Below are 10,565 nucleotides of genomic sequence, written 5' to 3' on the forward strand. Positions count from 1 at the left end.
CGCCCGTACCGCACAGCGCCTGCTGGCCATGGCCGCGGCGATCTGGCACAACTGGGAGACCAACGCCCCCGTCAAGCGGTCCCTGATCGCCTACGACCACTGAAGACATCGGACTCAATCATCTAGGTGCTCTGAACACACAAGGTTACATACTACTCAGTATTTCACTCCGGGTAGCCTTGCGGCGCGAAGGGCCGAACGGCGCATCTTGCCGGTGTCGTCGCGCAACCGTTCGTGGACGATCTCGATGCTCGTCGGCCGCTTGTGCGGAGAGAGTCGCTCCTGCGCGTGCGCGCTGAGACCCGCGGCCGTCACCGCCGAACCCTCTGCCGCCTCGACGATCGCGTGGACACGGTTCCCCCGGTCGGGGTCGGGAAGCCCGATCACGGCGCTGGAGAGCACTTCCGGATGCTCGATCAGCGCCCCCTCGACCTCAGCCGGATAGATGTTCACCCCGCCGGTGACGATCATGTCCGACAGCCGGTCGTGCAGGTACAGGTAACCGTCCTCGTCGAGTTCGCCCAGGTCGCCGAGGGACTCCCAGCCGTCGAGGGCCTTCGGCTCCGCGCCGATGTAGCGGTAGGAAGCGGTGCTGCCTTCCGCCGGCCGCATGTAGACCTCGCCGAGGGTGCGCGGCGTTGTCTCGTCGGTGCCGTCCGCGGCGACGATCTTGATCTCGCCCCAGGCGGGACGCCCCACCGAGCCGGGGTGGGACAGCCACTCGCGGCCGGTGATGGTGCACCCCGCCTGCGCCTCGGTCCCCCCGTAGAGTTCCCAGATCGTCTCCGGGCCGAGCCAGTCCATCCAGGCCCGTTTCAACCAGGGCGGGCACGGTTCCGCGACGTGCCAGACGGACCGGAGCGAGGACAGGTCGTAGCGCCCCCGGACCTGTTCCGGCAGCGCGTGGATGCGGCGCATCATCGTCGGCACCAGGTACAGCCAGTCGATCGCGTGGCGTTCCACCGCCGCGAGCGTGGTCTCCGGGTCGAACTTCCCCAACAACACCACGGAACCCCCGGTGAACAGGGTGGGCATCGTGGTGGCGAACGGCGCGTTGTGGTGGAGTGGTGCGGTCATGAGCGTGCGCTGCCCGGGTTCGATCCCCCAGGCCTGCGCGTCGAAACTCCGGAAGGTCGCGTCCTTGCCGGAGACGATGATCTTGGGGCGGCCGGTCGACCCTCCGGACGTGGGTGCCTTCCAGGAGGGTGCGATCCGCGTGGGCAGGTCGTCGGCGTCGCCGAGTGCGCGGAGCTGGGCGACGGTCACCCCGTTGGGGACGGTGGACGCCGGTGACCCGGTCACGGTGGCAGCCGGTTCCGACAGCTCCAGGATCTCCCGCCGTTCCGTGCCGGTGAGCTTGGGGGAGAGGGGCTGCGGAACCGCGCCCGCCTTGTAGCAGGCGAACGCGGCCACGATCAGGTCGGTCCCGTTGGGGAGTATGAGGGCGACGATGCTTCCGGCCGTGACGCCTGAACTCTCCAGTCCGCGGGCTACCCGGTTGCTGTCGAGGTGGAGGCGCTCCCAGGTCAGCTCCTCGTCACCGCACCGTACGGCGACGGTTCCGGGACGCAGTGAGGCGTAGTGTCCGGGGATGTCGCACAGCGGAAACCCTTCGGGTGGCGTGTGCATGCGTACCTTCCGTCGTTCGTGTCGTGGTGCCGATCAGGACTGGGCCGACTCCGGTTGGCTCTCCTCGAAGTCGTGGCGGATCCATTTCTGGTACACGAGGGTGAACAGCAGCGGGCCCACCACCGTGGTGAACGGCCAGATGGCATAGAAGACCAGCGCGGACGACGTCGGCAGCCCGCCCCAGTAGCCGGAACCGTGCAGTGTCGCGTGCGCGGCCGCGAACAGCAGCGTGAGCACCGCCCCGAACGACAGAAGCGAGACGACCACGGTCGCGCTCCACTCGTGGCGCATGTTGAGCGACCCGATGAGCATGAGCAGAGTGATCAGGGCCGGGATGGCGTAGTAGACGAGATGCCAGACGTCGAAGAACATTCCGACGGTGGCGGTGGCGGTGATGGCGAAGCACACGGCGACCAGTGTGTCGGTGCGGTCCAACTTCATGGTGACCAACCTTGCCTTTCTTCAGGGGGTTCGGCGGCTCGGCTCAGCGGTCGCCCCGTCCTCCGGGACCGCCTTGTCATCGGGGACCGCCTCGTCCTCCGGTGCGCCGGGCCCGAACATCCGCGTGAACCGGGCATCGCACCCGCGGGAGGGCACGGCCACGGACAGGGCGATGAAGATCAGGATCCCGAGGCAGGTGATGAGTCCGCCGGTCTGGATGTAGGTGGGAAGGGTGATGATCTCCTGCGCCGTGAGGGCTGCTGTGACGAGGTTGCCCACGATGCCGAAGGCGATGGCCGCGGTGGTGGCCGCCCCGGTCGCGCGGCGCCAGTACAGGCCCAGTGCCAAGGGTCCGAAGATCGCGGAGGCGAAGGCCGCCCACCCGATGGCACCGAGCAGGAACACGACTTGGGAGAGGTAGAGGCCGAACAGGAGCGAGCACGCCACGACGATCGCGCTGGTGATCCGGGCCCAGAAGACCTCTCTGCGGACGGTGATCCCGTAGGCGAGCGGAAGGTCGCGCATCAGCGAGGACGCGCCGACGGCGATGAAGGAGTTCGAGCTCGACATGATCGCCGCCAAGAGGCCCGCCATGACGAAACCGGCGAACACCGGGGACACCATGTTCTCGAAGAACCAGGTGGTGGTGTTGTCGATGTTGTCCAGCTCCGGCGCCCGCCCCTCGATGGTCAGGGCGCGCATGGCCAGGCCGACCCCGAGGGCGAACAGCGTCGTGAGCGCGTAGCCCAGAGCCGCGATGGACGCCCCCCACTTCAGCTCCGAGTGGGAGCGGAGCATGAGGAACTTGGTGATGAGGTGCGGCTGGGCGGCGGTGCCCAGGATGGCCATCACGACGAACGTGTAGATGTAGGTCAGCGGTTGACTGGCGTCCAGCCGCAGGAAGTCGACGTCGTGGCTCGCGATGGTGTTGAGCATCGTGCTCCAACCACCGACGGTGTTGGTGGCCACGATGAAGGCCGCGAGCGACATCACGATCATGAGCAGGCCCTGGATGAAGTCGGTCCAGGCCCCCGCGAGCATGCCCCCGGCGATGGTGTAGAGCGCCACCACGGCCGAACCGATGATCGCGCCGACGGTGATCGAAGTCCCGAAGATGAGGCTGACGATCACACCCGTGGCGGTCACCTGTGCGGTCATGTAGGCGACGGAGCCCACGAACATGGCGACCGCCATGGTCACGTGGGCCGCACGTCCGGGATACCTGATCCGGATCACGTCCGGGATGGAGTACACCTCGTACTTGCGGCCCAGCTTGTACAGGCGTGCGCCCAGCAGGAACCAGCAGATCGCGAACGAGACGGGGACGAGGAGGGCTGCCGCGACCAGGGCCTGCAGTCCCCAGGCGTTGGTGTTCGCGGTGTGCCCGATCATGCCGAAACCGCTCTGGATCGACGCGAACGTGCCGATGGCCATCACGAAGAAGCCGAGGCTCTGGCCGGCGATGAGGAAGTCCCTGGAGGACTTCACCCGGGACTTCGCCCAGTACCCGATGGCGAACATCACGGCGAAGTAGAACAACATGATGGCGATGACCGGAGTCATGTTGTGTCCTTTCTTTGGGAGGGTGGCCTGTCATCGGGGCGTCCCGTCATCGGACGGGCTGGCCGTTGCCCGCGCCGCGGATCACCGACCCGTTCGGGATGAGGGGTGTCATCGATACGGGGTCGGGCCCGGGAGCTACGCGACGACGTTCGAATGCTGCTCTCTGGCGAGGTCCACGTAGCGGTTGGTCTGGTCGAACGCGGAATCGGTGACCACGGGTGCGGACATGTCGGTGATCTCGTCCCAGCGCGCGGCGATGGTCTCGGGCGAGCGTTCCGCCTCGGGCAGGTGGACGCCCGCCGACTCCGCCATGCGGGCCACGGCGAACACCCCGGCTCCGGCGGCGAGGATCGTCTTGGTCGGGGCGGCATCGGAGACGAGGAACACCGCCCCCGGCGCGATCGACTCGGGCGTCAGCGCCGCCAGCGAGGCCGGGTCGATGAGCTCCTCGGTCATCCTCGTCGCCGCGGTGGGGGCCAGGGAGTTGACGTGGATCCCCTTGGGCTCGCCCTCGATCGCGAGCACGTTCATCAGCCCCACGAGCCCGGACTTGGCCGCCCCGTAGTTGGCCTGGCCGAAGTTGCCGTAGATCCCCGAAGCCGATGTCGTCAGGAGGATGCGCCCGTATCCCCGCGCGACCATGTGCGGCCAGACGGCCTTGGCGCAGTGCACGGCGCCCATGAGGTGGACGTCGACCACCTTCTGGAAGTCGCCGGTGTCCGCCTTGGCGAACGACCTGTCCCGCAGGATGCCCGCGTTGCTGATCAGGATGTCGACCCTGCCCCACCGTTCCAGTGCCTGATCGACCATGCGGCCGACGGCGTCCGGGTCGGTGACGTCAGAACTGTCGGGGACGGCCTCGCCGCCGCGGCCCTCGATCTCGGCGGCCACCCTGGCGGCGGGACTCTCGTCGGCCCCCGCTCCTGAGAGGGGGCCGCCCAGGTCGTTCACCACGATCTTCGCGCCGCGCTCAGCCAGAGCCAGGGCGTGTGCCCGGCCCAGGCCGCCCCCGGCCCCGGTCACGATGGCGACCTTTTCGGAAAACGTGAAGTCCACGTAACTTACCCCTCCTACTAGGAATGATACGGAGTAGTATGTGAACTGGAGCACGGTGGTGTCAAGGGTGGTTCTCTGGGACTTCTACTCGGGTCCGGCAACGCCCGGGTCTGGCGGCACCGGGCCCGGCCGGTCAGCCGCTAGGTGCGTCGATCCGAACGCGGTCGCTCCCGCCCTCGGACAGGAACAGGGACAGCCGCTCAGCCTGTGCGCCGACCTCCGCCCGGTCGTTCCCGGCCAGGGCGCGCAACGGGGTGACGACCACGGCGCCGCCCTCGGGCCGCCAGGTCGCGGCGACGCGGCCGTCCACCAGCACCACGCGTTCACCGGCGACCGACAGGCCCCGGTGCTCGTCGTCGATGATCCGGCTCCGGTAGTGGTAGCCGAGGACCGCGTTGTCGAACGCGGGCAAAAACCGGACCGGGGCCTCGGTACCGGGGTCCGGGCGCTGGGCGTCCGGCAGGTCCAGCAGCTCCCGGCCGCGCTGGTCGCGGAAGGAGACCAGTTCGTCCCGCATGGCCGCCACCGCCGCGGGCAGCCCGGACAACCCGCACCACGAGCGCAGGTCGGTGGAGGTCGCCGGACCGTACGCGGCGAGGTAGCGCCGCACCAGGGCCTGGCCCACCGGATCGGAGCCCTCCGGCGCGGGCGGGTCGATCTCACGGCCGAGCCAGGAGGAGATCAGCACGTTGCGCACCCCGCCCTTGGTCCGCCACAGACCGCGCGGCGGCGCTTGCACGACGGGGAGCAGCGCCGAGACCAGCATCTCGCCCAGGGGCCGCTTCCCCGGTGCGGGCCAGCGGTCGGCCACCGCCTCGACGAGTTCGGCCATGGTGCGCGGTGCACCGTCGGACATCACGGCCCGGCCCGCCTCGGCGAGCTCCGCCAGGTCCACCTCCCTGAGTTCGCTGCGGTACACGCCCATGACCTTCTGGCGCAGCATGGCGTCGAACCGCGGCCGCCAGGCGAGGGCGTCCTCGGACGTGACCAGGTGGACGGTGCGCCGCATGAGGTGGACCCGCACCACCCGGCGCTCGGTCAGTAGATCCGACAGCTCCGCCAGGGCGAAGGAGCCCAACCGCGACCAGAGCCCGACGAACGGCTCCTGCGGCTCCTGTGCCTGGAGCCCGCCGAGGTGGGCCACGGTGTCCAGGGCCGATGCGCCGGTCGGGGCGAGCAGCGCCTGCCGGGCCAGGGTGGCGCGGTTGAGCGCCCGGTCGTCCAGAACGGGCGCGGTCCTGCTGGTCATCGTCTGTTCCCCTGTTCCATGCGTGTCCAGGAGAACCATCGCAGAAGTGGAGGACAGTCCGTGTCCGCCACATCTGCCGTCGGCGCCCCGCACCCCCGCACCCCCGCACCCCCGTACTCCCGCACCCCCGCTTACGTGCGGGGATCGGCAGCCGCCGTGCGGAACAGAGGTTCGGAGCACGCGGCGCGGTACTCAGTCAGCGCCGACTGCGGGCCTTGTACGCTGCCCGGCGGGCCTCCTTGGCGACCTTCTTGTCCGGGTGCAGCCGACCCAGCGCCTCCAGCACCGGCACCGTGGCCGGATGGTCGATCTTCCACATCCGGTCGGTGTCCGCGAGCAGGAGCTCCCCGATCCTGTCCGGTGCCTCACCAGGGGCGCTCGTGAGTTGGAAGACCAAGTTATCCTCGCCCCACACCAAGTGCCCAGCAGCAGCGTCGACTGCCTGCCAGGGGCCGTAGTCGGCGAGCAGCTTTTCGTGCTCCTCCCTGGTGAGAGAGCGCGACTTCAGCAGGACGCCAGCGGCCAGTCCGGCTGCCATCGGCCGATCCGACCTGAGCAGCGCATGCAGTTCCGGCAGGGCCTGCTCACCAGCCTCACTCAGAACGGATATTCCGAGGGCTCGATACACCGCACCGCCACCGGTGGAGTCAGCGGTTGCCTCGGCGATCTCACGGACCGCCTCGGCGCCCGTGCGCCTTGCCACCCACGGCTTGATTTCGGCGAGGTACCGTGTCCTGGGCAGGGCCCGCAACGCGTCGAGGAGTTCGGCGGCACTGGATTCGGCGATGCTCTGGCTGAGCGGCGCGGGGACCCCTGCCTTGAGGAGCGCCTGGCGTGTTCCATAACGGCCCAGCGGGGTGAGCACAACCGCGTGTTCTGCGCCTTGGCCTACGGGCTGTGGTGAGAGGGAACCCAGCCACTGCATGGCCTCGGAATCCCTCGGCCCGGGGCGGTACGGCTTCGCGGGACGCCCGGGGGAGCCCTCCACCAGGCGGACCCCGCCGGTGTCGGCGAGACGGAGCAGCGACTGGTACATCGATCCTGTGACGAGCTCCTGAGTGAGTCCCAGTTCGCTCGTCAGGGGGAAACCGGCATGTTCGGCCTCCGCGCGTAGTCCGGCTGCCAGTTGGGACAGGGAGAGCTCGGCGTTGTCGGGTGCTTCGTAGAGCAGGCGCAGGGCGGGTTGGGTAACTCCGGGGCCGGATGCCGGTGATGCCGTGCTGACAGCGGCTTCGAACAGCTCCACCCACAGGTCCAGCACTGTCGCCGGTGCCAGCTTTCCGAGGAGGAGTTCCGGGGCGGGGAAGGCCGTGCCTGATTCCGTGTGGATCAGTCCCAGATCGACTGCCGTGCGCCAGAGAGACTGGAAGTCCGGGAGGCCCCCGGACGCTCGGCTCCCTCGCCCCTGTTCGCCGCGTTCCGCGACCTCGTGCCCGGCGTCCTCCAGCGGCAGGTCGAGCTCCTCGACCGCATGGCGGACCTCGGCCGGGTGGAGCGTACCCGCTGCGGTCAGCCGCTTGTGTGGAACGGCCCACTGCGCCAGGCGAAGCAGCCCGCGTAGCGGCTCCGTTCGTTCCGCGCTCTCGGCCAGCTCCTTCGGATCGGGCAGGGACACCGGTCGCGCGGGAAGGACGCGTTTGCCGGAGGATGCGGTCCCTTCCTCCGGCAGAGTCCCGAAGGCCGCGCGTACGTCCTGCTGAACGGCCTCGATATCGAGGTCGTCGGGTGCGAGCAGACTCACCCACTCCCGCTGCTCCTCCGCGAGATCCTCGTCCTCGTCGAACAACTCGGGGTGGTCACGGAGTTCGCGCAGGTCATCGAATTCCAACAGGCCGCCGCAGTCCTCCGGCGGGCAGCCGCCCCAGCCGTCCAACACCCGAGGGTAGACAGTGTCGGGTCGGGGCTTGCCGACCTCCTCCAGGGTGAGAACGTGCAGCCAGTCGTCGCCGGGGTCGTAGGTGTAGGTGCCCTGGGAACACCCGCGGCCCAGGACGTCGCTGACTACGGTTGTGGTCTCGTCCAGGTCGGCCGCACCGGCTCCCATGTGCTCGCTGTCGCCGGAGAGCCGTCCGGAGAACTCGAAGAAGTGCGGCTGCGCGTTCTGCCACCCCATCACGGCCTGGACGAGCGTGTGCAGGTCGCTCAGCGGCATGGCCTCGGGTACCTCGACCCGCCGCCAGATCGGCGGCAGAGTACCCTCCAGCACGATCCTGATCCGGTGCACCCTGTTTTCTGGTTTCCCCTGTGCCATCGCCGTTTCCCGCCCCGCCGCCGTGTTGTCTGAAGCTCCGTTCTATCGCCTTCAGCGGCGCCCGGCACCCCTGTCATGGAACGGATCCCGCGGTCGGAGGTGGACCACGCCGTGCGGAAGCGCTGTTCGCTGCGCTCCTGGGTCAGCTGCGGCTGCGGGCCTTGTGCGCCGCCCGGCGGGCCTCCTTGGCGACCTTCTTGTCCGGGTGCAGCCGACCCAGCGCCTCCAGCACCGGCACCGTGCCCGGGTGGTCGATCGTCCACAAGCGGTTCGCGTCCGCCAGCAGGAGCTCTCCGATCGGCCCCGTGCCTTCTTCGGTGTTGAGCTCGATCAGGAACGCCAGATACTCCTCGCCCTGTTCCAGCGGCCCCGACGCCATGTCGATGGCCAACCAGGGCCCGTACTCGGTGCTCAGCCGCTGGTACTCCGCCTCCGTGAGTGTGCCCGACGCCATGAGCGCCCCGGCGGCAAGAGCGGCCAGCGCGGGGTGCTCGGACCCCAGCAGGTCGCGCAGTTCCGGCTGGGCCGGTGCGCCCAGCGAGTTCAGGACCTCGGCGGCGTAGGCCCGGCGGAGCGCGCCCTCCGCCGTGACTTCGGATGCGGCTTCGGTGATGTCGCGGACCGCGTCGCCCACGGCGCGCCCAGCTGTCCACGCCGCGATCTCTTCCTGGTGGAACTCCGGAGGGGTCAGCGACAGTGCATCGAGGAACTCGGCGGCACCGGCGTCGGCCGACTCGCCGACCAACGGGGCCGGTATCCCCGACTTGAGCAGCATCTCCCGCACGCCGTACCGCCCCAGGGGTGTGAGCACGGCCGCGCAGTCGATCCGGGCGTGCGGGCTCGGTTCGGCGGGATCGGCGATCAGGAACGGGAACCTGCCGTGCTGGTACTGCACGGAGACCTCGTCGGGGGTGTGGTCCACCAGCCGGACGCCGCCGAACGAAACCAGGACGAACAGCGCCGCGTACAGGTTGCCGACCAGCACCTCCATGAGTTGCTCGACCGGGATGCCGTCGGAGAACCCGGCCTCCTCCATCTCGTTGACCGGCCCTTCGACCAGTGAGTGGAGGGGGATCTCGGCATCGTCGGGGGCGTCGTAGAGGTCCATCAGCGCACGGACGGCCAGGTCGGTCGCCTGCGGATCGAGCGTGTGCGCCTCTTTGCCCATGGGCTCACCGTTGAGGGCGTCCTCGAAAAGCTGGGCCCACATGCCGAGGACCCGCTCGTCGGGCAGCCCCTCGAGCACCCCGTCCGCCCCGCGTACCCGCTTGCCCAGGGTTTCGATCAAACGCAGGTCGAGGGCGACCTCCCACAGTTCCGGGAAGCCGGGGAGGTCGCGGGCCGAGCGGAGCCGCCGCAGCTTCTCGTCCCAGACGGCGGCCTCGTTCGCCGCGGCGGGCCGCAGCAGTCCGAGTTCGGTGACGGCGGCGCGCACGTCCGCGGGTTTGGGGACACCACTGCTGGTCAGTTCCCTGTCGGAGCCGAACCACCGGGCCAGCGCCAGGAGTCCGCGGAGCGGTTCGGTCTCCGCGGCCGTGCGGGCCAGTTCCGCCTCGGGCGCCAGCGACACCGGACGCATGGGGGGCGGGGTCTCCTCGGGGTAGAGGTCCGGGTCCGCCGGGGGCAGTTCGCCCTTCTCCAGCGCCTCGAACATCGCCCGCAGTGCGTCCTGGAGTCCGTCGAGGTCCAGGTCGTCGGGTTCGATCTCCTCCACCCAGGCCCGCTCTTCCTCGGGGTCGAGGCCGAAGTACACGCCGTCGATCCTCTCGGGGTGGTCGCGCATGGTGCGCAGGTGCTCGAAACCCCCGACTCCGCCGCAGTCCTCGGGTGGCCCGGCCCCGGCGCCGTCCAGCAGCCGGGGGTAGAAGATGTCGGGATCGGCCTCGCCGGTCGCCTCCACGGTGATGAGGTGTAGCCAGTCGTCGCCGAAGTCGTAGGTGTAGGTGCCCTTGGAGCCCTTGCGGCTGAGCACGTCGCCCACCCGGAACTCGTACTCGTCGAGGTCGCCCTCGTGGATCATGTCCTCGTAGGCGCTGTACCGGCGCCGACCGAACTCGAAGCCGTGCATGTGGGAGTTCTCCCAGCCCATCACGGACTGGATGAGCATGTGCAGGTGGACCAGCGGCATGGTCGCCGGCACTTCGACCCGCCGCCAGACCGAAGGGTGGGTGCCGTCCAGTTCGATCAGGAGCCGGTAGACCCGGTTCTCCAGTTTCCGCTGCGCCATCGTCGTTTCCCGTCCTGCTGCTGTGCGGCCGCGCCGCCGTGTCGTCTGGGCTCCTTCCTACCGCCTGCAGCGGCGCCGGGCACACTTTTCAGCAGGAGAAAACCCCGCCTATTGATACGGACGGCACCGTCGGTCCCCGCCGTGGGCGA

At 69.2% G+C, this 10,565-nt stretch carries 7 protein-coding genes and 1 pseudogene; 1 reads left to right on the forward strand and 7 read right to left on the reverse strand.

What is annotated here, in order from left to right; genetic code table 11:
* Nucleotides 1–103, forward strand: a pseudogene (locus ACYVDG_RS01115) (IS982 family transposase); the annotation flags it as partial.
* Nucleotides 104–156: 53 nt separating this feature from the next.
* Here ACYVDG_RS01115 and ACYVDG_RS01120 read toward each other — a convergent pair.
* The 7 genes from ACYVDG_RS01120 to ACYVDG_RS01150 form a co-directional block, all read right to left on the reverse strand.
* Nucleotides 157–1,629: an AMP-binding protein gene (locus tag ACYVDG_RS01120; protein ID WP_460745877.1), complete on the reverse strand. Its 1,473-nt coding sequence runs from the start codon at nt 1,627–1,629 to the stop codon at nt 157–159.
* A gap of 33 nt (nt 1,630–1,662) precedes the next feature.
* Nucleotides 1,663–2,070, reverse strand: a complete 408-nt coding sequence (locus tag ACYVDG_RS01125) for a hypothetical protein (RefSeq protein ID WP_460745878.1) — start codon at nt 2,068–2,070, stop codon at nt 1,663–1,665.
* Nucleotides 2,071–2,091: 21 nt separating this feature from the next.
* Nucleotides 2,092–3,633, reverse strand: coding sequence for a sodium:solute symporter family protein (locus ACYVDG_RS01130; protein ID WP_460745880.1), 1,542 nt, complete (start codon nt 3,631–3,633; stop codon nt 2,092–2,094).
* Between the two features lie 135 nt (nt 3,634–3,768).
* Nucleotides 3,769–4,743, reverse strand: a complete 975-nt coding sequence (locus ACYVDG_RS01135) for an SDR family NAD(P)-dependent oxidoreductase (RefSeq protein WP_460745882.1) — start codon at nt 4,741–4,743, stop codon at nt 3,769–3,771.
* A 79-nt stretch (nt 4,744–4,822) separates the two neighbouring features.
* Nucleotides 4,823–5,938 carry a winged helix DNA-binding domain-containing protein gene (locus ACYVDG_RS01140; protein ID WP_460745883.1) on the reverse strand — a complete coding sequence of 372 codons (1,116 nt, stop codon included), beginning with the start codon at nt 5,936–5,938 and terminating at the stop codon, nt 4,823–4,825.
* A 196-nt stretch (nt 5,939–6,134) separates the two neighbouring features.
* Nucleotides 6,135–8,189, reverse strand: a complete 2,055-nt coding sequence (locus ACYVDG_RS01145; RefSeq protein WP_460745885.1) for a plasmid pRiA4b ORF-3 family protein — start codon at nt 8,187–8,189, stop codon at nt 6,135–6,137.
* Nucleotides 8,190–8,331: 142 nt separating this feature from the next.
* Nucleotides 8,332–10,416, reverse strand: coding sequence for a plasmid pRiA4b ORF-3 family protein (locus ACYVDG_RS01150; RefSeq protein WP_460745886.1), 2,085 nt, complete (start codon nt 10,414–10,416; stop codon nt 8,332–8,334).
* Between the last annotated feature and the right edge of the window lie 149 nt (nt 10,417–10,565).

It is taken from the genome of Nocardiopsis oceani, from assembly GCF_054777395.1.

Bases quoted from the DNA above. Each gene is read 5' to 3' on its own strand.
- ACYVDG_RS01150 (WP_460745886.1), bottom strand. From the start codon at position 10,416: ATGGCGCAGCGGAAACTGGAGAACCGGGTCTACCGGCTCCTGATCGAA.
- ACYVDG_RS01140 (WP_460745883.1), bottom strand. From the start codon at position 5,938: ATGACCAGCAGGACCGCGCCCGTTCTGGACGACCGGGCGCTCAACCGC.
- ACYVDG_RS01130 (WP_460745880.1), bottom strand. From the start codon at position 3,633: ATGACTCCGGTCATCGCCATCATGTTGTTCTACTTCGCCGTGATGTTC.
- ACYVDG_RS01120 (WP_460745877.1), bottom strand. From the start codon at position 1,629: ATGCACACGCCACCCGAAGGGTTTCCGCTGTGCGACATCCCCGGACAC.
- ACYVDG_RS01145 (WP_460745885.1), bottom strand. From the start codon at position 8,189: ATGGCACAGGGGAAACCAGAAAACAGGGTGCACCGGATCAGGATCGTG.
- ACYVDG_RS01125 (WP_460745878.1), bottom strand. From the start codon at position 2,070: ATGAAGTTGGACCGCACCGACACACTGGTCGCCGTGTGCTTCGCCATC.